The 23,415-nt window shown below is 43.7% G+C and carries 26 protein-coding genes; 13 read left to right on the top strand and 13 right to left on the bottom strand.

Annotated elements, in window-relative coordinates:
- Window positions 1-9 precede the first annotated feature (9 nt).
- The 9 genes from hisD to ACMXYO_RS12550 form a co-directional block, all read right to left on the bottom strand.
- Window positions 10-1,317, bottom strand: coding sequence for a histidinol dehydrogenase (gene hisD, locus ACMXYO_RS12510; RefSeq protein ID WP_415885432.1), 1,308 nt, complete (start codon window positions 1,315-1,317; stop codon window positions 10-12).
- Window positions 1,318-1,319: 2 nt separating this feature from the next.
- Window positions 1,320-1,967 carry an ATP phosphoribosyltransferase gene (gene hisG / locus ACMXYO_RS12515; protein WP_415885433.1) on the bottom strand — a complete coding sequence of 216 codons (648 nt, stop codon included), beginning with the start codon at window positions 1,965-1,967 and terminating at the stop codon, window positions 1,320-1,322.
- 18 nt (window positions 1,968-1,985) lie between these two features.
- A complete protein-coding gene (gene murA / locus ACMXYO_RS12520) occupies window positions 1,986-3,248 on the bottom strand; it encodes a UDP-N-acetylglucosamine 1-carboxyvinyltransferase (RefSeq protein ID WP_415882001.1) in 1,263 nt (420 codons plus the stop codon).
- A gap of 21 nt (window positions 3,249-3,269) precedes the next feature.
- A complete protein-coding gene (locus ACMXYO_RS12525) occupies window positions 3,270-3,512 on the bottom strand; it encodes a BolA family protein (protein WP_415885434.1) in 243 nt (80 codons plus the stop codon).
- A gap of 112 nt (window positions 3,513-3,624) precedes the next feature.
- Window positions 3,625-3,915 (bottom strand): STAS domain-containing protein, encoded by a 291-nt coding sequence (locus tag ACMXYO_RS12530; protein ID WP_415885435.1) that lies wholly within the window; start codon window positions 3,913-3,915, stop codon window positions 3,625-3,627.
- Complete coding sequence (locus ACMXYO_RS12535; protein WP_415885436.1) at window positions 3,915-4,565, bottom strand: MlaC/ttg2D family ABC transporter substrate-binding protein; 651 nt, start codon at window positions 4,563-4,565, stop codon at window positions 3,915-3,917. Before ACMXYO_RS12535 ends, ACMXYO_RS12530 begins: the two co-directional genes overlap by 1 nt.
- Window positions 4,566-4,567: 2 nt before the next feature.
- On the bottom strand, window positions 4,568-5,026 hold the full coding sequence (gene mlaD / locus ACMXYO_RS12540) for an outer membrane lipid asymmetry maintenance protein MlaD (protein ID WP_415885437.1): 459 nt from the start codon (window positions 5,024-5,026) through the stop codon (window positions 4,568-4,570).
- Between the two features lies 1 nt (window position 5,027).
- Entirely contained in the window at window positions 5,028-5,807 is a 780-nt protein-coding gene (gene mlaE / locus ACMXYO_RS12545) for a lipid asymmetry maintenance ABC transporter permease subunit MlaE (RefSeq protein WP_415885438.1), read from the bottom strand.
- Window positions 5,804-6,619 carry an ATP-binding cassette domain-containing protein gene (locus ACMXYO_RS12550; protein WP_415885439.1) on the bottom strand — a complete coding sequence of 272 codons (816 nt, stop codon included), beginning with the start codon at window positions 6,617-6,619 and terminating at the stop codon, window positions 5,804-5,806. Before ACMXYO_RS12550 ends, mlaE begins: the two co-directional genes overlap by 4 nt.
- Before the next feature lie 209 nt (window positions 6,620-6,828).
- On the opposite strand from ACMXYO_RS12550, the gene ACMXYO_RS12555 reads away from it, so the two are divergent.
- The 13 genes from ACMXYO_RS12555 to yjgA all read left to right on the top strand — a co-directional run bounded on the left by ACMXYO_RS12555 (window position 6,829) and on the right by yjgA (window position 16,648).
- Window positions 6,829-7,788: a calcium/sodium antiporter gene (locus ACMXYO_RS12555; protein WP_415885440.1), complete on the top strand. Its 960-nt coding sequence runs from the start codon at window positions 6,829-6,831 to the stop codon at window positions 7,786-7,788.
- 16 nt (window positions 7,789-7,804) lie between these two features.
- On the top strand, window positions 7,805-8,776 hold the full coding sequence (locus ACMXYO_RS12560; RefSeq protein ID WP_415885441.1) for a KpsF/GutQ family sugar-phosphate isomerase: 972 nt from the start codon (window positions 7,805-7,807) through the stop codon (window positions 8,774-8,776).
- Entirely contained in the window at window positions 8,776-9,294 is a 519-nt protein-coding gene (locus ACMXYO_RS12565) for a KdsC family phosphatase (RefSeq protein ID WP_415885442.1), read from the top strand. Before ACMXYO_RS12560 ends, ACMXYO_RS12565 begins: the two co-directional genes overlap by 1 nt.
- Before the next feature lie 12 nt (window positions 9,295-9,306).
- Window positions 9,307-9,879, top strand: coding sequence for an LPS export ABC transporter periplasmic protein LptC (lptC, locus tag ACMXYO_RS12570; RefSeq protein WP_415885443.1), 573 nt, complete (start codon window positions 9,307-9,309; stop codon window positions 9,877-9,879).
- Window positions 9,869-10,381: a lipopolysaccharide transport periplasmic protein LptA gene (lptA, locus tag ACMXYO_RS12575; protein ID WP_415885444.1), complete on the top strand. Its 513-nt coding sequence runs from the start codon at window positions 9,869-9,871 to the stop codon at window positions 10,379-10,381. The genes lptC and lptA overlap by 11 nt, the downstream gene beginning before the upstream one ends.
- A gap of 11 nt (window positions 10,382-10,392) precedes the next feature.
- Entirely contained in the window at window positions 10,393-11,118 is a 726-nt protein-coding gene (gene lptB, locus ACMXYO_RS12580) for an LPS export ABC transporter ATP-binding protein (protein ID WP_415885445.1), read from the top strand.
- Between the two features lie 54 nt (window positions 11,119-11,172).
- On the top strand, window positions 11,173-12,684 hold the full coding sequence (locus tag ACMXYO_RS12585) for an RNA polymerase factor sigma-54 (RefSeq protein WP_415885446.1): 1,512 nt from the start codon (window positions 11,173-11,175) through the stop codon (window positions 12,682-12,684).
- Between the two features lie 58 nt (window positions 12,685-12,742).
- Window positions 12,743-13,033, top strand: a complete 291-nt coding sequence (gene hpf / locus ACMXYO_RS12590) for a ribosome hibernation-promoting factor, HPF/YfiA family (protein WP_415882015.1) — start codon at window positions 12,743-12,745, stop codon at window positions 13,031-13,033.
- Window positions 13,034-13,050: 17 nt separating this feature from the next.
- Entirely contained in the window at window positions 13,051-13,509 is a 459-nt protein-coding gene (ptsN, locus tag ACMXYO_RS12595; protein WP_415888101.1) for a PTS IIA-like nitrogen regulatory protein PtsN, read from the top strand.
- Window positions 13,510-13,517: 8 nt separating this feature from the next.
- Window positions 13,518-14,375 (top strand): RNase adapter RapZ, encoded by an 858-nt coding sequence (rapZ, locus tag ACMXYO_RS12600; RefSeq protein ID WP_415885447.1) that lies wholly within the window; start codon window positions 13,518-13,520, stop codon window positions 14,373-14,375.
- A 5-nt stretch (window positions 14,376-14,380) separates the two neighbouring features.
- A complete protein-coding gene (locus ACMXYO_RS12605; protein ID WP_415885448.1) occupies window positions 14,381-14,650 on the top strand; it encodes an HPr family phosphocarrier protein in 270 nt (89 codons plus the stop codon).
- A 115-nt stretch (window positions 14,651-14,765) separates the two neighbouring features.
- A complete protein-coding gene (gene mgtE, locus ACMXYO_RS12610; protein ID WP_415885449.1) occupies window positions 14,766-16,115 on the top strand; it encodes a magnesium transporter in 1,350 nt (449 codons plus the stop codon).
- 8 nt (window positions 16,116-16,123) lie between these two features.
- Entirely contained in the window at window positions 16,124-16,648 is a 525-nt protein-coding gene (gene yjgA / locus ACMXYO_RS12615; RefSeq protein ID WP_415885450.1) for a ribosome biogenesis factor YjgA, read from the top strand.
- Here the strand turns inward: yjgA and ACMXYO_RS12620 are convergent.
- Genes ACMXYO_RS12620 through ACMXYO_RS12635 form a run of 4 tightly spaced genes read right to left on the bottom strand, consistent with a single transcriptional unit; the run spans window position 16,645 to window position 23,413 of the window.
- Entirely contained in the window at window positions 16,645-17,478 is an 834-nt protein-coding gene (locus ACMXYO_RS12620; protein WP_415885451.1) for a carbon-nitrogen hydrolase family protein, read from the bottom strand. The two genes, yjgA and ACMXYO_RS12620, sit on opposite strands and share 4 nt — an antisense overlap.
- Window positions 17,468-21,334 carry a YhdP family protein gene (locus ACMXYO_RS12625; protein WP_415885452.1) on the bottom strand — a complete coding sequence of 1,289 codons (3,867 nt, stop codon included), beginning with the start codon at window positions 21,332-21,334 and terminating at the stop codon, window positions 17,468-17,470. Before ACMXYO_RS12625 ends, ACMXYO_RS12620 begins: the two co-directional genes overlap by 11 nt.
- A gap of 18 nt (window positions 21,335-21,352) precedes the next feature.
- Window positions 21,353-22,819 carry a ribonuclease G gene (gene rng / locus ACMXYO_RS12630; protein WP_415885453.1) on the bottom strand — a complete coding sequence of 489 codons (1,467 nt, stop codon included), beginning with the start codon at window positions 22,817-22,819 and terminating at the stop codon, window positions 21,353-21,355.
- A gap of 9 nt (window positions 22,820-22,828) precedes the next feature.
- Window positions 22,829-23,413 (bottom strand): Maf family protein, encoded by a 585-nt coding sequence (locus ACMXYO_RS12635; RefSeq protein ID WP_415885454.1) that lies wholly within the window; start codon window positions 23,411-23,413, stop codon window positions 22,829-22,831.
- Window positions 23,414-23,415: the final 2 nt, after the last annotated feature.

Genomic DNA, 23,415 nt, shown 5'->3' on the forward strand with positions numbered 1-23,415 from the left:
GTTTTTCAATTAAGACTTAATACGGTATTCCGCTGAACGAGCATGCGCTGTAAGGCTTTCACCGCGCGCAAGTACTGATGCAACTTTACCCATTTCAGAAGCGCCATCTTCAGAGAACATGATCAAAGAAGAACGTTTCTGGAAGTCATATACACCTAGAGGAGAAGAGAACCTAGCAGTGCCAGACGTCGGTAAAACGTGGTTAGGACCTGCACAGTAATCACCTAGTGCCTCAGCTGTATAACGTCCCATAAAGATCGCACCTGCATGACGAATCTTAGGCAATAACGCTTCAGGATCTTCTACAGACAATTCCAAGTGCTCTGGAGCGATACGGTTTGAAACTTCAATCGCTTCATCCATATCCGCAACCTTAATCAGTGCTGCACGTAGACGTAGAGAGGTTTCGATAATCTCTTTACGCTCCATGGTTGGCAACAATTTATTGATACTGGCTTCGACCGCATCAATAAAATCTGCATCAGGTGTAACAAGAATTGGCTGCGCATCTTCATCATGTTCTGCTTGCGAGAACAGATCCATTGCAACCCAATCAGGGTCAGTCTGGCCGTCGCAAACCACAAGAATTTCTGACGGTCCAGCAATCATATCGATACCAACAGCGCCAAATACCGCACGTTTCGCTGTTGCCACAAAGATGTTACCTGGACCTACAATCTTATCTACTTTAGGTACAGTTGCTGTACCATAAGCTAGAGCGGCAACCGCTTGTGCACCACCAATACAGAAAACGCGATCAACGCCTGATAAACATGCAGCTGCAAGTACCAGTTCGTTAACCTCACCGCCCGGTGTTGGTACAACCATGATGATCTCTTCAACACCCGCAACTTTGGCTGGCATTGCGTTCATCAATACTGAAGATGGGTATGCAGCCTTACCGCCTGGGACATACAGACCAACGCGATCCATTGGCGTTACTTTCTGACCTAGCATAGTGCCGTCGGCTTCAGTGTACTGCCATGAATCAACAAGTTGACGCTCGTGATAGCTACGAACACGCTCAGCAGCAATTTCCAACGCTTTACGCTGATCTTCAGGAAGATTATCCAAAGCTGCTTGTAGACGCTCTTTGCTCATCTCAAGCTCAGACATCTCTGAAACAGACGTATTGTCAAAACGATTGGTGTACTCAACAACCGCTGAATCGCCTTCTTGCTCAACACGCTGAAGGATCTCATTAACAATCTGATTTACTTTTTCATCAGATACCGCTTCCCACGCAAGCAGTTTGTCCATCTGCTGACGAAAATCAGCCTGAGTAGAATCTAGACGTTTAATATTCAAATCAGTCATGATTACGCTTCTCCATCACGGCGGGCAATTGCATCAGCTAATTTATCTAAGATCGGTTGGATCTGACGGTGCTTCATCTTCATTGAAGGCTGACCAACAACCAAACGTGAGCTGATATCCGCAATTTCTTCCATCGGCTCTAGACCGTTAGCTCGCAAGGTATTGCCTGTATCTACGATATCAACGATACGGTCAGCCAAGCCCATTAGCGGTGCCAATTCCATAGCGCCATAAAGTTTGATGATATCGACCTGACAACCCTGTTTAGCAAAGTAGTCACGGGTCACATTGACAAACTTACTAGCAACTTTCATTCGGCCTTCAACTGGCTTAGCCCCTTTCATACCTGCAACCATAAGCTTGCACTTAGAGATTTTCAGATCCAAAGGCTCATACAAACCAGCAGCACCATGCTCAAGCAGAACATCTTTACCTGCGATACCCATATCCGCGCCACCGTACTCAACATAAGTCGGTACGTCTGTAGCACGAATGACAACCAATTTGATGTTGTCATGGTTTGTATCAAAAATCAGTTTACGGCTGCTATGAATATCCTCTGCCGGCACAATGTCAGCTTCCGCCAATAAAGGCAGAGTTTCTTTGAGGATACGTCCCTTGGACAGTGCAATCGTTAGTTGCTGCTTCATAGCGTTCTATATACCTGTTTAACCTGGAACACGCTTAATACGTGCGCCTAATAACTGTAATTTTTCTTCAATACACTCGTAACCGCGATCGATGTGGTAGATACGATCAATTACGGTGTCACCGTCTGCAACCAATGCAGCAATAACCAAACTTGCAGAAGCACGCAGATCTGTTGCCATAACAGGCGCTGCCTGTAGACGCTCAACCCCTTCTACCACTGCGGTATTGCCATCAATATTGATTTTAGCGCCCATGCGAATCATCTCTTGCATGTGCATAAAACGGTTTTCAAATATGGTTTCTTTTAGAATACTGACGCCCTCAGATACCGCATTCATCGCCGAGAATTGCGCTTGCATATCTGTTGGGAAAGCAGGATAAGGTGCTGTAGTCACGTTAACTGCTTTTGGACGCTGACCTTTCATATCCAGCTCAATCCAATCATCACCTGTAGTGATATGTGCGCCCGCTTCTTCAAGCTTTTGCAGAACAGCATCAAGAATTGCTGGCGATGTATTTTTGATCTTTACCTTACCGCGCGTTGCCGCTACAGCGGCTAGGTATGTACCAGTCTCAATACGGTCAGCAACCACAGGGAATTTACAACCGTGCAGTTTCTCAACACCATTAACAACAATGGTATCTGTACCGTGACCAGTAATGTCCGCACCCATCGCGATCAAACATTCTGCTAGGTCTACCACTTCAGGTTCACGAGCAGCATTCTCAAGAATACTCTGGCCTTCGGCCAGCGTTGCCGCCATCAGAATGTTCTCTGTACCTGTAACCGTTACAGTATCAAAGAACACTCGGGCACCTTTTAAGCGACCATTGGTTTTAGCACGGATATAACCGCCTTCAACAACTACGTCTGCGCCCATTGCGCGTAGACCTTGAATATGAAGATCGACTGGGCGTGAACCGATAGCACAACCACCAGGAAGGGATACTTCAGCTTCGCCAAAGTGCGCCACCATAGGGCCCAGTACCAAGATTGATGCACGCATCGTTTTTACTAGTTCGTAAGGTGCAACCAGTTTATCGATTGTGCTGGCATCAATTTCTACATTTAATTTTTCATCAATAACTAGCTCAACACCCATACGACGCAAAAGTTCAAGCATCGTCGTAATGTCATGTAAGTGTGGCAAGTTACAAATTGTAACTGGCTCAGACGCTAACAAAGCAGAAGCAAGAATAGGTAACGCCGAGTTTTTAGCACCGGAGATGCGAACTTCACCTGTGAGCTGCTCGCCACCTGTAATAATAAGTTTATCCATGGTCAATCCAGTAAAAGGCGTTTAGTTCTGGGAAGCTTCCCACTGCGCAGGAGTGAAAGTCTTAATAGTTAGAGCATGAATTGTTCCATTTGCGATATGCTCGTTCAAGCAAGCATATACAAGCTGCTGACATTTCACCGGACGCAGCCCTTCAAACAGTTCACCTACAACGGTTACCTGAAAATCACACCCTTCACCTGCGGTTGTAACTACACAGTTCTCAAGTTGAGATTCCAGAATCTGCTTAACCTGTTCAGCCTGCATGCAAAGCTCCCGATAGAATACTTCTAGATAAAAATAAGGCGGAAATAATACCGGATCATGACAAAAAAGGCGATGCTAAGCATCGCCTTATTCCAATATCACTTAATACTAATCAATTTGTTAGATCTTCAAGCCCAACCAATTTCGCAATACCCTGCATTTCCACAGGCAAGTTGATCGGCTCAAGTTCTAATTGATTACGTTGGGCGGATCGAAGACAGCACAACCAGAAAGATAAAGCAGAGCTATCCACCGCTGTAACCGCGGCAAAGTCAATTTGCGCCTTACCTTTCAAATCAGACAATAGCGACTCGACTTGCTTACGTAATTGCATGATTACAGGGAATTTTAGCTCCCCCTCAATCGCAATTAGCTGTGCTGACTTAATGCTAGCCGTTGTCATTAAGCATTTCCCTTGTCAGGATCAACCTTGTCCTTCCAGCTAGTAATAACTTTATCAACGTTATTACGATTACGCTGCATCAGATCTGCAAACTGGTTTTTAAAACTCAGTTTAATATTCACACTACCATCTAAAACAGCGTTAACCAATTTCCACTCATCCGCGCTCTTTTTCATATAATAAATCAGCGCAAACTTAGTACCGTCTGCAGCAAAAACGTTTACAGTAACAATTTGTTTTTTCTCGTCAGGACTTTTCTTACGAGGCAGCACCATTTCGTAACGCTCGATTTTGAATCCTACCAATGCTTTAGCATAAGTTTTCAAAAGAGTAGTTTTGAAAACATCACTAAACTGCATGCGTTGCTCTTTTGACGCTCTTCGGTAGTATTTGCCCATTACACCTTTTGCGATGTAATCGAAGTCTACTACCGGGGAAAGGATCGTATCGATCTCAGAAATCAACTGATCTTTCTGCTCTTCCTTCAAAAGCTCTTCATTTTCTAGCAATTGCAGAACATCAGATGTAGCACCTTCAATGACTTTACCCGCTTCTTCCCAAGAAGCCTGTACTGCAGTAACACTAAATGACAATGCGAAAGCTACGATCGCAGCCAAGTGCCCTAATCGTTTAAATACCTGCTGTATCATAATTACTCACTCGCTTCATTGAAAAGGAATTTACCGATCAACTCTTCTAGCACTAGCGCAGATTGAGTATCTTCGATAAAGCCACCATCACTAAGATATTCCTCTTCGGCTCCAACGGTAACACCGATATACTGTTCACCTAACAACCCTGCAGTTAGGATGGCCGCAGAACTATCAATGGAAAGAAAATCAACATCGCCATTAATTTCCATAGAAACTTTAGCAACCAACTGTTCCGTATCTAGCTCAATGTTTGTTACTTTACCAATAGTGACACCAGACATTGTTACTTTTGCTCGAGGTGTCAGACCACCAATATTTTCAAAGCGGGCATAAACAGTATAAGTATTGTCACTTGTAGACATACTCAAACCACTTACGTTCAACGCCAATCCTACCAACGCCAAAATACCTGCCAAAACAAAGGCACCTACGCTGATCTCCAAGATCCGCATACGCATATTAAAGTTCTCCAAACATTACTGCTGTAAGAATAAAATCTAGGCCTAACACCGCAAGGGATGAGTAAACCACTGTTTTCGTTGTAGCCTGACTTATACCTTCCGAGGTTGGTATACAGTCGTAGCCTTGGAATACAGCAATCCAAGTTACAACAAATCCAAAAGCAACTGCTTTAATTAAGCCGTTAACAACATCTTCGTAAAAATCTACTGAGTTCTGCATATTGGCCCAAAATGAACCCTCATAAATTCCTAACCAATCAATGCTCACTAAAGCACCACCGTAGATGCCTACGATTGCAAATATTGCCGCCAAAATAGGCAAGCAGATAAAACCAGCCCAAAAACGCGGCGCTATGATGCGGCGCAGTGGATCAACTCCGATCATTTCAAGACTAGAAAGCTGTTCTGTCGCCTTCATTAAACCGATCTCGGCGGTTAAAGCAGATCCTGCTCGCCCTGCAAATAACAGTGCAGTAACTACTGGCGCTAATTCTCTAACCAAACTCAAGGCCACCATCTGCCCTACGGCTTGTTCAGACCCGTAATCGACAAGAATTGTATAACCTTGCAGTCCCAAAACCATACCTATAAATAGCCCCGAAACCACGATAATAATCATCGATAAAACGCCAACAAAATATATCTGTTTCACCAACAAAGGGAACATCATTAGTGGCTGAGGTTTCGCTATCAATGATTGAAATAGAATTATAGTTGCACGACCGAACGCAGCTAACCTGCTCAACGTAACATGCCCTAATGAAGCCAATTTATTCATTTCAGACCACCCTGTAACAAATCATCAGCATAATCGCCTGCAGGGAAATGAAACGGTACCGGACCATCTGGCAAACCGTGCATAAATTGTTTCACCTGAGGTAATTCAACTTCTCGTAACTCCTCTGGCGTACCTTGAGCAACTACTTTTGAATCAGCGAGAATATATACATAATCAGCTATACCTAATGTTTCCTGAATATCATGTGAAACAATAATGCTTGTATGCCCTAAAGAGTTATTAAGATGCCTGATAAGGTTAACGAGCACCCCCATCGCGATAGGATCTTGACCTGTAAATGGCTCATCATACATCAATATGTCGGGATCCAATGCAATTGCACGGGCTAATGCAACACGGCGAGCCATACCACCTGACAGCTCGCTCGGCATTAATTCGTTAGCTCCACGCAAACCTACCGCATGAAGTTTCATCAATACGATATCTCGAATCATATCTTCAGGTAGGTTCGTGTGTACGCGAAGAGGAAAAGCTACATTTTCAAATACGCTCATATCGGTAAAAAGAGCACCGCTCTGAAAAAGCATCCCCATACGTTCTCGAACCGAAAATAGATCGTTACGGCTTAATTCTGGGATATTTTGACCATCAATCGAGATAGAACCAGTATCAGGTTTCAACTGACCGCCAATTAATTTCAGCAGTGTGGTTTTACCGGTACCTGAAGGTCCCATAATTGCAGTAATTTTCCCTCGAGGGATTTTAAGGTCGATATTGCTATATATAGGCCTTTCACCGCGAGCGAAGCTCATCTGCTGAATATCGATGACTACATCATCAAACTGATTCATAAGATTCCATTTATAACACGTGCAAAACAGCTTAAGTCCGTTCCACTGTTCAGGATTTATTCAACAACCCCAACTTTGGGGCCGCAACTATACCATTTAGATATAAAAACAGGAATATTTACCTCTACTTCCTTATTGTGCCGATTTAAACAACAACAGCATTCTGTTTTAATAGCGTCCTTCATCTAATACTGGAACATATTTTCTTTATGCTTTACCCAATTTTGGCACTAATGGCCGGCTTAGTTTTATTGGTCTGGAGTGCAGATAAGTTTGTAGAAGGGGCTGCAGCGACAGCTAAAAATTTTGGTATGTCACCGATGCTTATCGGTCTGACAATAGTTTCTTTTGGTACCTCAGCTCCCGAAATCCTAGTTTCGATCATGGCCTCCACATCAGGATCTGGAGATCTTGCAATAGGTAACGCCCTTGGTTCCAACATTGCCAACATTGCACTAGTACTTGGTATCACCGCACTCATTGCACCTTTACCGGTAAAATCTGGCGTTTTACGAAAAGAGTTACCCCTTTTATTAGGCGTCACCTTACTTGCCGGCGTTATTCTTTTCGACCTACATCTAAGCCGCATGGACGGCGTGATCCTGCTAATAGCCTTAGCAGCATGCCTATACCTATTTAATCGGTTTCAAAAAGATGCACCTCAAGATGAACTAGCGGGTGACCAAGAAGAGTTACCTGAATTAGAAACAAAAAAAGCGATTTTTTGGTTAATAACCGGGCTCACTGTTCTAGCTGCTAGCTCAAGGTTACTTGTATGGGGAGCTAGTGAAATCGCCTTCGCAATGGGCGTGAGTAAGCTTGTTGTAGGTTTAACAATCGTAGCTATAGGTACCAGCCTACCTGAGCTAGCTGCATCCGTGGCAAGTGCATTAAAGAACCATCACGACATCGCTATTGGCAACGTAGTAGGCTCAAATATTTTCAACCTTGTTGCAGTAATGGCTGTACCAGGACTTATAGCGCCAATTGGTATGGATGCAATAGTTCTGCAACGAGATTATGTTGCCATGCTTGGGCTAACTTTCACGCTTATGGCCTTTGCCCTATGGCAAAAACCACCTTCCATCAGTCGATTTGAAGGCAGCCTGTTAGCAGCTGCCTATGCAGGTTATCTGGTCCTGCTATACACTATGACCATATCACAATAGACAGTATAGGTTTCTGATGTCACTACCTGATTTTCTCAGCTCAGCAAGACGTACCATTCAACTTGAAGCTGAAGCCGTTTCAGATTTAGTTAGCCATCTGGATGAGAATTTTATTCGCGCCTGTGAACTAATGTTTCAATGCTCCGGCAGAATCATTGTTACAGGTATGGGAAAGTCAGGCCATATTGGCAAAAAAATCGCCGCGACCTTAGCAAGCACAGGCTCACCATCTTTTTTTGTTCACCCTGGAGAAGCTAGCCATGGCGATCTGGGGATGATCACGTCAAACGATGTGGTTATCGCCCTTTCTAATTCAGGCGAAACAGCCGAAGTCGTTACCATCATCCCCCTTTTAAAAAGGATGAAAGCTCCGCTTATTAGTATTACAGCTAACGCTGATTCAACCTTATCCACAGCTTCAGACGCAAACCTACACATTGGCGTTGAAAAAGAAGCCTGCCCTCTTGGCCTAGCGCCAACCTCAAGCACTACTACTCAATTAGTGCTCGGAGATGCATTAGCCATAGCCTTATTAGAAGCACGCGGTTTTAGCGCAGAAGATTTTGCCTTTTCCCACCCTGGCGGCAGCTTGGGTCGCAAACTACTCCTAAAAGTAAGCGATATAATGCACGCTGATCAGGATGTGCCAGAAGTGGCGTCTGGAACGCTTTTACAAGAAGCGCTCTTAGAGGTCACTCGCAAACGCCTAGGTATGACCACAATCGTAGATAAAGACAGAAAGTTACTTGGTATATTTACTGATGGCGATTTACGCCGAGCCCTAGATCAGAACGTGGATTTAAAGCATACAATTATCGATGACGTTATGACTCGCCAAGGCACTACGGTTAATAGTGAAACATTAGCTGCCGAATGCTTACAAATCATGGAAGCAAAAAAGATTAATGCACTCATCGTTACAGATGAACTAAATAAGCCAATTGGCGCGCTTAATATGCACGATTTACTCAAAGCAGGTGTCATTTAATGACTGGAACAACTTCTTTAGAGAATATTACACTTGCTGTTTTTGATGTAGATGGCATTTTAACTAGCGGACAGCTTCTATTTCTTCCAAACGGGCAAGAGATTAAACAATTCAATACACTGGATGGTCTCGGCCTAAAGCTATTGATGGAAGCAGGTATTGAGACTGCAATTATTACTGGACGCAGCTCCCCACAAGTAGAACGCCGCAGCAAATCACTGGGTATCAATTACCTATATCAAGGTCGCGAAGATAAGCTAGTTGCTCTAGAAGAACTGTGGTCTAGCACATCACACAATGCATTAACAACCGCTTATATTGGAGACGACTTACCAGATCTGCCTGCCATCCGTCATTGTGCATTTGGTGCCAGCGTTCCAAACGGGCATAATTTCGTTAGACTACATGCCGATTGGTGCAGCACGCGCAGAGGCGGCGAAGGGGCTGCTCGAGAATTTTGCGAGCATATCCTTGCAGCTCAAGGTAAACTTGAGCAATTACATGCAAAGTACCTATAAAAGTCACTGCAAATGCCTGATCTAAGTAGTAAATTACGCATTATCATCGCTGCTGCCATTTTGATCCCAATACTTCTGTATTGGGGCTTTTCAGGCTCGCCTCAAGAACACAGCTCTGCCAAAGCACCACTATCTGAAAAGATGGATTATTTTGTCGACCAAGCAGCTGTAAAAGAATGGGACATAGACGGTAAACTCAAGCAAGAACTCACAACACCTCGGTTAGAACACAACCCAAAAGAGAGACAAAACTTTCTGATTCAACCTAAAAGTAATCATTATCGCTCCGACAACTCGGTTATCAACATCTCATCACAAACAGGAACCGTCCAAGATGATAACAGCCGAATAGACCTTGCAGGTAATGTCAGAGTTATTGATAATTCAGATGCGCAGTCGAGCAACACACTGACTACCGAAGCTCTGACGATTTATCCGAAAAAAGACATTGCAGAAACAAACTTACCAGTGAACTTAGAAACAGAACACAGTCTAATGAAAGGCACTGGAATGGATATTAATTTCAACACCCGCGTTTTCAATTTACACTCTAGGGTAAAAGGAACACATCAAAATGTTGATTAGGCTATTACATACGCTTGTTGCACTTTGTGTGATTGCATCGAATTCTGTTTTCGCCCTGCCTGACGATCAAGACAAGCCTATCTACATCACAGCAAATTCTGCCAGTATTAATGACACCACAGGCATTACCACCTATAAAGGTAATGTCATTATCAAACAAGGCTCACTACTAATCGAAGCAGCCCATGTAGATATGTACAGAGCTAACGGAGATGTAGATAAGCTAATAGCCAAAGGCTCACCAGCTCATTTTCGCCAACAGCAAGAAGTTAATGGTGAATTCACTGATGCTTGGGGCAAACATATGGTTTATATGGTTAGTAAGAAAGAATTGACCATTACCCAAAACGCCAAAGTAATCCAAGCTAAGGACACTTTTACGGGAACCAAAATTGTTTACGATTTGGACAAATCAATCGTGAATGCGTTTGGTTCAGCATCTACGAATAGCAAAGAAAAAGGCCGTGTAAACATGGTCATTCAGCCCTCTAAGAAGAAATAAGGCCTGCGTTAATGAGTTTATTGGAAGCGCGAAACTTAGCTAAGCGCTACAAAGGACGTGAAGTTGTTAAAGACGTCTCACTTAAAATTAACAGTGGTGAAATCGTTGGACTTTTAGGGCCTAATGGCGCCGGTAAAACCACCTGCTTTTACATGATAGTTGGCCTGGTTCAAGCAGACCGTGGTCAAGTCAAAATAAAAGACAAAGACATCACAGCTCTACCAATGCATGGTCGCGCTCGAGAAGGTATAGGCTATCTACCTCAAGAAGCCTCTATCTTTCGAAAGCTATCTGTACGAGATAATTTACTGGCCATTCTTGAAACACGGAAAGACTTAGATAAACAAGCAATCAAGACTAAAATGAATGAGTTGCTGGAAGAGTTCCATATCACTCATATCCGCGATAGTCTTGGTATGAGTCTGTCAGGTGGTGAACGTCGTAGAGTGGAGATTGCCAGAGCCTTGGCAACCGAACCTGAATTTGTACTGCTAGATGAACCTTTTGCCGGCGTAGACCCTATTTCGGTCAACGACATTAAACAAACAATCCGTCATCTGCAGTCCAAAGGCATCGGCATTTTAATAACAGATCACAATGTTCGCGAAACATTAGATATCTGCGAAAGCGCCTATATTGTTAGCGAAGGCACTATACTTGCTAATGGCAAGCCTGATGACATTATGAATAATGAAGCAGTGCGCAATGCGTATCTCGGTGATCAATTCACCTTATAAAACAAGGAATAGCGATTAGATGATTGTAGCCTCCGGAGTTAGTGCCACCGTATTATGAAACAAGCGCTTCATTTAAAAATTGGGCAACAGCTCACAATGACACCACAATTGCAGCAAGCGATTCGCCTACTGCAATTATCAACACTGGATCTCCAGCAGGAAATCCAAGAAGCACTTGAAAGCAACCCGATGTTAGATGTATCCGAGGATGACAACACACCGGATGCGACATCAAATGATCAGGACAACAATCTAGACTCTCATCAAAGCGCTGCTGAAGAACTAGAGAGAAGCTCCCCTGCTGAACAAGATTTCGATGACACTCCCGCTGTAGAAGATAATTGGAATGAAAGCATTCCTGAAGAGCTGTCGACAGATAGTAACTGGGAAGACACATATCAATCTTCCACACCTACTTTAAGCAAAGAAGATATTGATTCTTTTGAATCGAACGATACTGCAGAAGAGACATTGCAAGATCATCTTCACTGGCAGCTAAATCTCACACCGATGAGTGATTTAGATAGGCTCATTGCCACCAATATTATTGATGGTATTAACCCTGATGGTTATTTAACTGTTCTCCTTGAAGAGATTCATGAACACTTTTTAGAGCAAAATTCTGAAGGGAGCGATGAAGTTGAACTTGATGAAATAGAAGCAGTACTTCATCGCATTCAACAATTCGATCCGGCCGGCATTGCTTGTCGTGATCTCAGCGAGTGCTTGGCCATACAGCTTAGTCAACTTCCATCTGATACACCCTGGCGCACTGAAGCTATCAAAGTAGTCAATCAGTACATCAAGCTTCTAGGCACCCACGACTATCGCCAATTAATGCGAAAAACACGCCTCAAGGAGCCACAGCTACAGCAAGTTATTCAGCTCATTCAGAGCCTAAACCCTAAGCCTGGCGCTAGCATCAGCCAAACCGCTGCCGAATATGTCATCCCTGATGTCATCGTAACTAAACAACGCGGTGTGTGGACTGTTAACCTAAATCCAGAAGTTTCGCCTAAACTTAGAATAAACTCAGGTTATGCAGGCTTAGTTAAGCGGGCTGATAATAGTTCTGATAACACCTATCTGAAAAACCATCTTCAAGAAGCACGTTGGTTTATTAAAAGTCTACAGAGCCGAAATGAAACACTTTTAAAAGTGTCGAATGAGATCGTCAAACGACAGTCCGGTTTTCTAGATCATGGCGAAGAAGGCATGAAACCAATGGTATTACACGATATAGCAGAAGCCGTTGAGATGCATGAATCAACCATTTCTCGTGTAACAACACAAAAGTTTATGCACACACCTCGTGGAATTTTTGAACTTAAATACTTTTTCTCCAGCCATGTTAGTACAGCGACCGGTGGCGCAGCTTCATCTACAGCGATCCGAGCTCTGATCAAAAAGATGGTTGCAGCCGAAAATACAGCAAAACCTTTGAGCGATAATAAAATCGCACAGTTCCTAGATGAACAAGGATTCAAAGTAGCTAGACGTACCATTGCAAAATATCGTGAAGCAATGGGCATTCCTCCTTCTAATGAAAGAAAGCGTCTGGTTTAATAAAGAGATAATAAATAAGGACGGCGGCAAAACGCCTCCACTAATGTAGGAGAGACCTATGCAGATTAATATTACTGGACATCATGTTGAACTGACTGATTCAATGCAAAACTACGTCCTAGAAAAAATGCAGAAAATTGAGCGTCACTTCGATAATATCACCAATGTTCAAGTAACACTAAGCATCGAGAAACAACGTCAGAAAGCAGATGCCGAGATGCATGTCTCAGGCGCACAGCTTTTCGCTACGCACGAGCACGATGATATGTATGCTGCAATTGACGGCCTAACAGACAAACTAGACCGTCAAGTTATCAAACATAAAGAAAAACTTAAAAATCACAAATAGGCCTCACGCTACAACGTATTATGTTGGTCCATGAACTATTAACCCCCTCAAGCACCCTTTGCGGTCTTGAGGGGAGCAGTAAAAAACGAATTCTGGAAAAAGCATCTGAAATTATTTCAGAGCAGAACCCTGACCTAGAAGCATCTTGCATCTTCAACGGTTTGCACGGTCGCGAGAAATTAGGCAGTACAGGCATAGGCGATGGCATAGCTATACCCCATTGCCGACTTGCTGACTGCAACGATGCTAAAGGCTACTTAATAAAATTGGCTCAACCTATTGATTTCGATGCCATAGATAGCAAACCGGTAGATCTTTTGTTTGTTCTTTTGGTACCAGAAGATACTACGTCTGAACACTTACAAACTCTTGCCGCGATTGCTGAGCTATTTAGTCAGGAGAGTGTACGAGAACAGTTGAGAAGTGTTGAAGATAACGAAGTACTCTATCAGGCAATTTGCCAACTTAGTTCATAGGATGTGAAATGAAGCTTGTAGTGATAAGCGGTCGATCCGGTTCCGGCAAAAGTACGGCTCTACAAGCTCTAGAAGATATAGGTTTCTATTGCATAGACAACCTTCCAGCATTATTGCTACCTGATTTAGTCCAGCAGATGAGTAGTGAACCCAGTCACCCTGATCGCATAGCGGTCAGCATAGATGCGCGCAATCTACTCAGTAACCTATCCAAATTCCCTCAAATTTTGCTGAACCTTCGCCAAGAACGCTGGGCAGAATATGAAGTAATTTTTCTCGATTCATCCGAAGCTACGCTATTAAAAAGATACAGCTCAACCCGAAGAAAACACCCGCTTTCTGATGAACATAAGAATCTACAACAGTCTATCCAATCAGAATCTGTATTACTGGAACCTATTGCTAGCCTTGCTGATATTCGAATAGATACAACGCGCCTATCCCTTTATGACTTGAGGGATACGGTCAAACTCCGTGTTGCTAAGCGAAAAGAGCAAACTCTTTCCGTACAATTTGAATCCTTTGGCTTTAAACATGGGGTTCCTCTAGATGTCGATTTTGTATACGACGTCCGTGCGCTCCCTAACCCCCATTGGATCCCAGAGCTGAGAAAATTTACAGGGCAGGAACAGCCGGTTCAAGACTTTCTAAACAATTCAGCAGAAGCAAACGAGATGATCAGTGATATCACTGATTTTCTATCTCGCTGGTTACCCCGCTTTGCCGAAAATAATCGCAGCTATATAACAATCGGCATCGGCTGTACTGGAGGTCAACACCGTTCGGTTTATATAAGCGAACGTCTGGCTTCCCATTTCTCACAACACATGGATAATGTTCATGTCCGCCATAGAGAATTGAGTTAACCCCGATGCAAGAAAAAGAACTAGAGATCATCAATAAACTAGGTCTCCATGCTCGCGCCGCAGCTAAGCTAATCGGTGTTACTTCACGCTTCTCTGCTGATATCACTCTCATCAAAGATGGCCGAGAAGTGGATGGAAAAAGCATAATGTCCGTTATGATGCTTGCAGCGAGCCAAGGTACAATACTCTCAGTTAAAACTAACGGTAGTGACGAAGAAAGCGCCCTCATAGCTATCGAAGAACTGATCAATAATCGCTTCGACGAAGACGAGTAATAATTTTTATACTTATCATTGGGTTATCCCCGCCTTTACAATCCGCTATAATCAACGCGTTAAAAGACATCCTAGTTTTCACAGCATCGTGACGAATCATTAGCGACGGCATCCTATGGCGCAGACAGAAACAAAGTCGAATCTGGACAAGCTCAATGAAGCACTCGATTGCGGTGAATTCCGTCAGATTCGATTTACGCTAAATCGTGCGCTTCGCCCGACCGAAGTAGCCCGCCTAATTGAAAAATCCCCGCCAAAAGAGCGTCAAATTCTATGGAATTTGATCTCAGAAGATCTAGAAGCTGAAGTATTACAACACCTAGGGGATGAAATTCAGGCTGATATCTTAAGCCGTATGAATTCTGAAGAGGTTTTAGCGCTTACAGAATCACTAGATTCAGACGATATGGTTGACATGCTTCAGCAGCTTCCAAATCGAGTGATGAAAGAAACCCTGCGGATTATGGATAAGCAAAACCGCCGCAGAGTTGAGCAGCTACTATCCTATCCCGAGGATACAGCTGGCGGCCTGATGAACACGGATACAACCACTATCCGTCCTGATATCAGCGTAGAAACTACTTTACGTTATATCCGTCGTCATGATGAAATCCCTGAGATGACAGATAGCTTGATCGTTGTAAGCCGAAAAGATTCCTACATTGGACTACTACCGCTAACCAAACTGCTAGTGTCAGATCCGTCTATCACGATCCGTGAGATCATGAATACGGATATAGAACCAATCAATGCCGGCATGCCTGATGATCAAGTTGCCTCACTCTTTGAAGAACATGATTTAGTTTCAGCACCTGTCGTTGACGATGATGGTAAACTTCTTGGCCGTATCACAATCGATGACGTAGTCGATGTTATCCGTGAAGATGCAGACCATTCCCTGATGAGTATGGCCGGCCTGGATGAGGATGAAGATACTTTTGCGCCAGTATTGAAAACGACTCGACGCCGAGCTGTTTGGTTAGGCATCAATCTACTTACAGCATTTATAGCCTCCGCCGTTATTGGTATATTTGAAGATACGATTGAAAAAGTCGTAGCTTTAGCAGTTTTAATGCCGATTGTAGCCTCCATGGGCGGTATTGCAGGCTCGCAGACCTTAACACTTGTAATTCGTGGGCAAGCACTAGGACACGTTGAACGATCGAACGCCGGTTGGCTGTTAAACAGAGAGATCGTCGTAGGCGCCCTCAATGGTATTTTATGGGCGCTGGTTATCGCTGTGGTTGCCACCCTCTGGTTCCAAGATATGAATATAGGCATCGTTATCGCTCTGGCCATAGTGATTAACCTCATAGCTGGCGCTATAGCAGGCACCCTACTGCCTATATGTCTAAAATCATTGGGTATAGATCCTGCGCTAGCAGGCAGTGTACTCTTAACAACTATTACTGATGTGGTTGGATTCTTTGCCTTTTTAGGTCTAGCCACAGTTTTCTACGCCTGAGAAATTACATGAGCGAAAACGACAATTTTGATCACCTGCAGTCAGAGTCTGAAGAGGAATGGCTGAGTAAAACTGATGTTAAAAAGCAGATGCATGCGCTGCAGGATTTGGGTGCAAAGCTAACGAAACTCAATAAAGAGCAACTCGATAAGCTTTCCTTAGATGACCGCTTACGTAGTGCAATCGATGAGTTTCACCGCATTAAATCTAATGGTGCTCAAAAAAGACATCTGCAATTTATTGGCAAACTGCTACGTACTGAAGATAGCGATGAGATAGAGCAAGCCATCGGACTATTCGAAGCAGGCCATCAGGCACATACCCAAGCATTCCATAAATTAGAACGCTGGCGTGACCGACTGATAGGTGAAGGCAACAGCGCACTTCAAGCCTATGTTGCTGAACATGAAAATGCTGATATCCAGCATTTGCGCCAATTAATTCGTAACGCTCAAAAAGAACAGAAGCTGGACAAGCCTCCTGCAGCAGCCAGAAAACTGTTTAAATATTTACGTGAGGTAGACGGCGTTTAAAAGCCTGCTTTAGACCTATGCTGAATGACAGGCATGGCATCTCGCCTGTCTTGCACGTCTTTTAAATCAATATCGGCCAACACTAATCCTTTACCAGCTGGCTCTCTAACCGCAAGCACCTCTCCCCAAGGATCCACAATCATCGAATGCCCCCAACTTTTGCGGCTTGGACTGTGCTCTCCTCCTTGATTAGCTGCTAGAACATAGCATTGCGTCTCAATAGCTCGTGCTCTAAGTAAGACTTCCCAATGAGCTTCTCCAGTAACATAGGTAAAAGCAGAAGGAACTGTAATAATTTCTGCACCCATTTGGCGTAATTTCTGAAACTGCTCCGGAAACCTGAGATCATAACAAATTGCTAGGCCGATGGAGCCGAATGGAGTATCAACGGTTACAAGACCACTCCCCGCTTGAATAAAGTCTGATTCTCGATAGGATGCATGAGCATCAGCCACATCAACGTCAAAGAGGTGAACTTTGTTATAAGATGCTGCTAACGATCCTTGATTGTCAAAAACTAAGCAGCTAGCCCAAACTTTATCCTTTACTTCATCAGCTCCCTGAGTCAATACAGGCACACTTCCAGCCACAATCCAAAGGTTATATTTCTTTGCTAGCAAAGATAATAGACTGTGAATTCTTTGGGTTTTAACTTCATCCCTAGCCAAATCGATAACCGCACGAGAATCCAGTAGAGCAAAGTTCTCCGGCAGGAGTAATAATTGCGCCCCTGAATTAGCAGCTTCCTCGGCGAGAAACTCAACAGTTTCTAAGTTTGTATCAACACACTCCCCTGAAACCATCTGGGCAACTGCTAATTTAGCCATCATGAAGCTCCAAATCCGCCTTAGGCTGCTCTTTTTTCTGATTTAAATCTATATCGATTTCCGGATTACCCCAGTCACCGCTCATACGGTATTTCACTGTAGTGAACTTAGCCAAAGGATCACCAATTAACTTATCAAAAAGGAAAACCGCACCTGCTACTTGCGGAGCACCGAGCAGTACACTGACTAGAGGGATGTTATCTGTTACAGGTAAAGCGACTTCAATCTCTTTATCTACCGTTTCGTTCATTAAATTCAGGCTGCCGCTCATAGCCATATTGGCAGATGGCCCCCTCATAATGAAAGGTGAGGCTGTATGTGCTATACCATTTTTTATTGAGTAATCTGCTTTCATCTCATCAAAAGCAACACCGGTCTGAACGAGATCCGTGAAATCTAATCGGAGTCTTCGCCCTAATGATTGTAGATTTAAAATACCGAAGATACGGAGAATATTACCGGAATTACCAACATCAAGTAGACGTCCATTCTTGGCCGTAAACTGCATTTCACCATTCGACTTTCCCACTTCAAACTTCCAGGGTGCACCACTCCATGAAAGCTGCAAATAGGCATTCAAACTTTTAGTTTCAAGCGCATCAGAGATACCCCAGGCATCGAGAACTTTACCAAAATCCTGACCATCCAGCTTTACCGTAAGCTCGGAGAGCTCTTTACCATTTTTGTCCCACCGTAACTCACCTCGTACAGAAGACCCATGCATATTGCCTGAGATATCTTTCACTACAGCCCCAGAAGAGGTTGGCCTAAGCATAAAACTCCAACCTCCCAGCGGAAGCTTATTTAGTTCGAAGCTGTCGACACTGAAATCCAACTTAGGTAATACAGCAGGGTCTACTGGTGGCGTTACTGCGGTAACGCCCTGCTCACTATCACTTTCATCCTTTACGATACGGAGATGACCTAGTTTTACCTTATAAGGCTGGCTCGGATCTTCTGGCATCCATAACTTGCCGCCGACTTGAGGGCTATAAGCCGTAAGCATCCACCCACCAACATCAGGAGCAAGGTTTACTTTTAACTTATCCAACACAATATCTTCAAAGCTAAATTGATCAATCTGCAAATCAACCTCTTGTAATAAACTATCAGATTGGCCCGATGATGAATTATCCGCTTTATTCTCAGTAAAACGTGCAGTTTTGAAAAATTGTTCCAGCTGATCATAATCAAGCATCGCTACACGGCCATCAACCCAAACCCCCTGAGCAGTTGGTAGAGTCGGCTTTGTGCCACCTAAAGTAAAGCGACCGCGAGATACCTGATTATTTCTATTTAGCATTACCCCACGTAGCTGATTACTTAAATTAAAACGCACAACACTTCGATCATCTTTGAACTGTCGCCCTAAATCACTGATGATGGTTAACTGACTGGACTGAGCAGCGGTTTTTGCAAGAGGTGAAGGCGCAGATAAGGCGATACCTTTTAAATCACTCTTAATAACTAATTGATTACAGCTTTTTCCAGGACACATATCCAAACGTGCATTATAAGAAAGCTTACCTTGGGCGACCCTTAAGAGATCTAAATCTAACCACTGTCTCAAATATTCCGCTTGGACAGCACCATCAATCTCAATCGCCGTTTTACGACTCTGAGTTTTGATAGAAGCTGTTATGGGTTGCTCAAATAATCGTGCTTCAAGCCTTTTAGAAGAGAGACCACTGGCTGAGCCATAATTCACCAGGCCATTAATACCTGAGAAATCTATCCCCTCTTGTTTAGAGTAAAACCTTCCTTTTGTAATTGCGGAATTAACATCAACTATTGGCGTTTTATTACCTTGAAGGGGTAAATCTATCTCGATACTCGTTGCCGTGTTGCCTTCCATTTCCCACTCAGCTAACTCATCACCTACTTCTTTTCGTAGTGGACTCTCAGTAAGCAAACTCTCTACATCTTTGGTTGGACCTGTAATGCGGCCTGTTATGAGTAGTTTTTCAGTAGAAACTGGCAGGTGCACCCAGGCAAAATCGATATCAGAATTGTAGATTTTCCCGCCTTTTGCCTCAGCAGTTAATTCACCATTACGGAAGAAGACAAAGCTATTCGCTTTTTTAATTGCAGGCCAATCCGGTTGATATTCAAAAGACGCTTCGCTCAGATCAAAAAACATCTGCACACTAGGCAGTTGATAATCATCTAACCGTGAACGGGTCACCCCGTTTAATACAAATCCCGCTTGATTGATATGTCCATTCTGTATAGCTGAGACCAGCCAATCATAGGTTTTTACGCCTACCTCCTTTGGCGGTATATAGTACTTTGCATGCAAACCATCGCTGTTTTGCATACCAATTTGTAAGTTTAAAAGAGGCTGCTCATCACGCGAAAAAGGTAGGTAAATACTGAAACGCCCCGATGCAGAAACACCTTCATTTTTCAGATGCAGTATTTGAGAGGCAACAACTACACCGCTATCTTCGAAGCGCCAACCTATAACACCATCAGCATGTTGATACTGCCAGCGGTAATCAAACAACGTAGGGTATTGCATGATGAAATCATCGCTTTGTAGATGAATTTCTCCTCCAGCAATATCGGCTTTTAATAATCCGTTAATTCCTTTTAGCTCAGGCACATCACCCCAAGCATCAATACCTACATTGTTAAGGTCCGCAAGTAACTTAAAATCTGATAACTCAGCATCTTTGTCCCAAGACACCAATAAGTTTTCCAGAATCCCTTCCGCCGATAGCGTATCAACTACCTGAATAGCAGATATCGGCATAAAAGGCTGCTTGATGACCAAATCAGATAGTCGCTGTAAGTCGATACGATCGATCATCAACTTATTGGGTTTGATCTCAGCCCCGTTTCGTGCGAGATCCAAGCTCATACGCGGCAAGGTGAATTGCTCTTCAGCAGCGCCAATAATCAGATCAGTAATCTGCAACTGAAAGCTATGATCTCTTCGAACCAGCGCACTTTGAACGGCAAACTGCTCAAATACATACTCTTGATAAGCAAAATTCTCAATCGAGGTTTTAGCTGTTAGGTAGGCTAATTTTCCTTTATAGCTTTGCCCCCAAATTTCCTGCTCAGCTTGCAAACTATCTAACTGAACACCCATGAGGTTTAACCAAGGATTTAATAGCTGTTGATCAAGCCCGGAAAACTTAAAATAAAAGTTAGCTGCTTTTTTTGCAGGATTACCCTCAACTTCAGCAACGAACTTCAGATCAGCTTTACCCGACGCAGTAACGAGATCCGCATCAATTTTTAGCTGATGTAACACACCGTCATGCTGAAGGTTTAATTGGATCGGCTCGACGATAATCTCATCGCCATTTTTAGGAACAACTACAATACGCGTATCTTCGATATTGATTTCACGCTGCATTAATAGAAAAGACAAAAGGTCAGAGCTCTGATGGGAATTAGAGCCTCCTTCACTTTGTATTTCTGATGAAGCATTTGTAATCGTTAGAGCTTTAGTATCTAGAGCAACTCGGGTTTGATCGTATTTTAGCGTCAGACCTTTTAGATCAAACTGCGAAAAGACAGGCGTTAATGCCCTTAGCGATGCAGCAGGATCAATGGCCACAAGACCCTCCAGCAAACCAAAAGAAGCTCCTGTTTCTGCTTCTATTTGATCTACCGATACACCACGAAGTGAAATGACTGGCTGCCAGCCTCGCCACTCACCTTCGATACTTGAAATATGAACTTGTGCGGTGAGTTGTTCAGATAAACCTTGTTGGATATCTAGACGATACTTATCAACATCCTCTACTAAGATTTTGATGCCGAACAGCAAAAGCACCACAATTGCTGCAAACGCAGCAAGCCCCCAATAAAGGAACCAAAAAAGAGAATGTGCGTGGCGTTTCACTAGCGATCCTTTTAAGTTTTAGCGCAATACAACATCAAAGTTTTCAGCGTTATACATAGGCTCCACCTGAAAACGAATAGTCTTTCCAATAAAGGCTTCTAATTCAGCCACATGGTTGGATGCATCATCCAACAAATAATCGACGACTGGCTGTGCCGCTAACACTAGATAGCTATCGGTATCATAGGCCCTATGTTGGCGAAGAATCTCACGGAAGATCTCATAACAAACCGTTTCAGGCGTTTTAATTGACCCCCGCCCCTGACATTCACTACAAACATCGCAGAGGACCTGTTCCAGACTTTCACGGGTGCGCTTACGGGTCATCTCAACCAAACCAAGATCGGACACACCTGTAACTTTACATTTCGCATGGTCGCGCTCCAGCACGCGTTCTAGCGTTCTAAGTACCTGACGTTGGTGATCAGCATCTTCCATATCGATAAAGTCGATAATGATAATACCGCCAAGGTTACGTAAGCGAAGCTGACGACCGATCGCCGTTGCAGCTTCAAGGTTCGTTTTAAAGATTGTTTCTTCAAGATTGCGATGACCAACAAACGCACCTGTATTCACATCAACAGTCGTCATCGCTTCCGTTTGGTCAAAAATCAGGTAGCCACCTGACTTCAGTTCAACCTTGCGGCCTAAAGCCCTTTGTATCTCCTCTTCTACATTAAAGAGGTCAAAAATAGGCCGTTCACCCGGATAATATTCAAGCGTATCAGCAACTTCAGGCACCAGCGTTTTTACAAAGTCTTCCGCTTTTTGAAACGTCTCTTTGGAATCAATTCTGATCTTCTCTAGACCTGAATGCGCCATATCTCGTAGCGCCCGCATATTCAGCGGTAGATCTTCATAGATGACACTTGGCGCTTTAGCTGTTGCGATTTTCTCTTTGATCGAAGCCCATAAACGTCTCAAGAACTGAGTATCCGCCTCCAACTCCGCTTCTGCAGCACCTTCGGCAACTGTCCGTAAGATAAAGCCCGCTGGCTCACCATCATCGGGGGATACAAGCTTTTTCATGACCGCCCGTAATCGATCGCGCTCTTCCAGATCTTCTATTCGCTGCGAGACACCTACATGGCTGTTGCCAGGCATACACACCAGATAACGAGAAGGAAGAGAAAGGTGAGTCGTTAGGCGAGCACCTTTAGTACCAATTGGATCTTTAGTCACCTGAACAAGCAACGATTGACCTTGACGAAGCACTTGAGCAATAGAGGTATTGGCCTTTTCTTCATGTGTGGCACTTTGAGAAAGCACCTCTTCTACATGAATAAATGCAGCACGTTCTAAACCAATATCGACGAATGCAGCCTGCATCCCTGGTAAAACGCGTACAACTTTACCTTGGTAAATATTGCCGACAATACCTCTACGATGAACACGCTCTACATATACTTCTTGCGGCATCCCATTTTCGATAACCGCAACCCGAGTTTCCATCGGTGTAAAGTTGATCAGTATCTCTTCGCCCATGCTCTATCCTTAATTCTCTTCCAAATGCCAGATGCGAATGCCCGTCTGCACTAACATTTCAGCTGTTTCTGTCAGAGGTAAACCCACTACTGCAGAATAGCTACCCTTAATTTCTTCAACAAACACAGCGCCAAATCCTTGAATACCATAAGATCCAGCTTTATCTTGCGGCTCACCCGAACGCCAATAAGCTTCACACTCAGCTAGCGAAATTGGCCGAAAACTAACGTTGGTTGTGACTACCACAGATCTTGTTTGTTCCGCAGTCACTACCGCAACTGCGGTGAGTACTTGGTGAGTATTACCTGAAAGCCTTTGAAGCGTTTCTATTGCTTCATCTTGATCCGCAGGCTTTCCCATAATCCTACCATCAAACACAACGGTAGTATCAGAACCTAACACTGCTTTAGAGCCATCAGTTAAATCAAAGCAAACTTGCGCTTTTTCAATTGCCAATCGCTCAACATAGTCCACTGCTAGTTCAGCATCTCTAACATCTTCACAGATATCAACTGGCTTTACAGAACATTGCACTCCAATCTGATCGAGTAATGCTTTTCGTCTTGGGGAAGCTGAGGCAAGAATCAATTCCATTT

This window comes from Neptuniibacter sp. QD37_6 (assembly GCF_047778085.1).
Lineage (GTDB): Bacteria > Pseudomonadota > Gammaproteobacteria > Pseudomonadales > Balneatricaceae > Neptuniibacter.

What these genes read in the sequence shown, in the direction of transcription:
- ACMXYO_RS12585 (WP_415885446.1), top strand. Translation starts at nt 11,173, where the DNA reads ATGAAACAAGCGCTTCATTTAAAAATTGGGCAACAGCTCACAATGACA.
- ACMXYO_RS12605 (WP_415885448.1), top strand. Translation starts at nt 14,381, where the DNA reads ATGCAAGAAAAAGAACTAGAGATCATCAATAAACTAGGTCTCCATGCT.
- yjgA (WP_415885450.1), top strand. Translation starts at nt 16,124, where the DNA reads ATGAGCGAAAACGACAATTTTGATCACCTGCAGTCAGAGTCTGAAGAG.
- rapZ (WP_415885447.1), top strand. Translation starts at nt 13,518, where the DNA reads ATGAAGCTTGTAGTGATAAGCGGTCGATCCGGTTCCGGCAAAAGTACG.
- ACMXYO_RS12525 (WP_415885434.1), bottom strand. Translation starts at nt 3,512, where the DNA reads ATGCAGGCTGAACAGGTTAAGCAGATTCTGGAATCTCAACTTGAGAAC.
- lptC (WP_415885443.1), top strand. Translation starts at nt 9,307, where the DNA reads ATGCCTGATCTAAGTAGTAAATTACGCATTATCATCGCTGCTGCCATT.
- ACMXYO_RS12635 (WP_415885454.1), bottom strand. Translation starts at nt 23,413, where the DNA reads ATGGAATTGATTCTTGCCTCAGCTTCCCCAAGACGAAAAGCATTACTC.
- ACMXYO_RS12620 (WP_415885451.1), bottom strand. Translation starts at nt 17,478, where the DNA reads ATGATGGCTAAATTAGCAGTTGCCCAGATGGTTTCAGGGGAGTGTGTT.
- lptB (WP_415885445.1), top strand. Translation starts at nt 10,393, where the DNA reads ATGAGTTTATTGGAAGCGCGAAACTTAGCTAAGCGCTACAAAGGACGT.
- hisG (WP_415885433.1), bottom strand. Translation starts at nt 1,967, where the DNA reads ATGAAGCAGCAACTAACGATTGCACTGTCCAAGGGACGTATCCTCAAA.
- murA (WP_415882001.1), bottom strand. Translation starts at nt 3,248, where the DNA reads ATGGATAAACTTATTATTACAGGTGGCGAGCAGCTCACAGGTGAAGTT.
- hpf (WP_415882015.1), top strand. Translation starts at nt 12,743, where the DNA reads ATGCAGATTAATATTACTGGACATCATGTTGAACTGACTGATTCAATG.
- mgtE (WP_415885449.1), top strand. Translation starts at nt 14,766, where the DNA reads ATGGCGCAGACAGAAACAAAGTCGAATCTGGACAAGCTCAATGAAGCA.
- hisD (WP_415885432.1), bottom strand. Translation starts at nt 1,317, where the DNA reads ATGACTGATTTGAATATTAAACGTCTAGATTCTACTCAGGCTGATTTT.
- ACMXYO_RS12535 (WP_415885436.1), bottom strand. Translation starts at nt 4,565, where the DNA reads ATGATACAGCAGGTATTTAAACGATTAGGGCACTTGGCTGCGATCGTA.
- lptA (WP_415885444.1), top strand. Translation starts at nt 9,869, where the DNA reads ATGTTGATTAGGCTATTACATACGCTTGTTGCACTTTGTGTGATTGCA.
- ACMXYO_RS12560 (WP_415885441.1), top strand. Translation starts at nt 7,805, where the DNA reads ATGTCACTACCTGATTTTCTCAGCTCAGCAAGACGTACCATTCAACTT.
- ACMXYO_RS12565 (WP_415885442.1), top strand. Translation starts at nt 8,776, where the DNA reads ATGACTGGAACAACTTCTTTAGAGAATATTACACTTGCTGTTTTTGAT.
- ACMXYO_RS12550 (WP_415885439.1), bottom strand. Translation starts at nt 6,619, where the DNA reads ATGAATCAGTTTGATGATGTAGTCATCGATATTCAGCAGATGAGCTTC.
- mlaD (WP_415885437.1), bottom strand. Translation starts at nt 5,026, where the DNA reads ATGCGTATGCGGATCTTGGAGATCAGCGTAGGTGCCTTTGTTTTGGCA.
- rng (WP_415885453.1), bottom strand. Translation starts at nt 22,819, where the DNA reads ATGGGCGAAGAGATACTGATCAACTTTACACCGATGGAAACTCGGGTT.
- ACMXYO_RS12555 (WP_415885440.1), top strand. Translation starts at nt 6,829, where the DNA reads ATGCTTTACCCAATTTTGGCACTAATGGCCGGCTTAGTTTTATTGGTC.
- ACMXYO_RS12530 (WP_415885435.1), bottom strand. Translation starts at nt 3,915, where the DNA reads ATGACAACGGCTAGCATTAAGTCAGCACAGCTAATTGCGATTGAGGGG.
- mlaE (WP_415885438.1), bottom strand. Translation starts at nt 5,807, where the DNA reads ATGAATAAATTGGCTTCATTAGGGCATGTTACGTTGAGCAGGTTAGCT.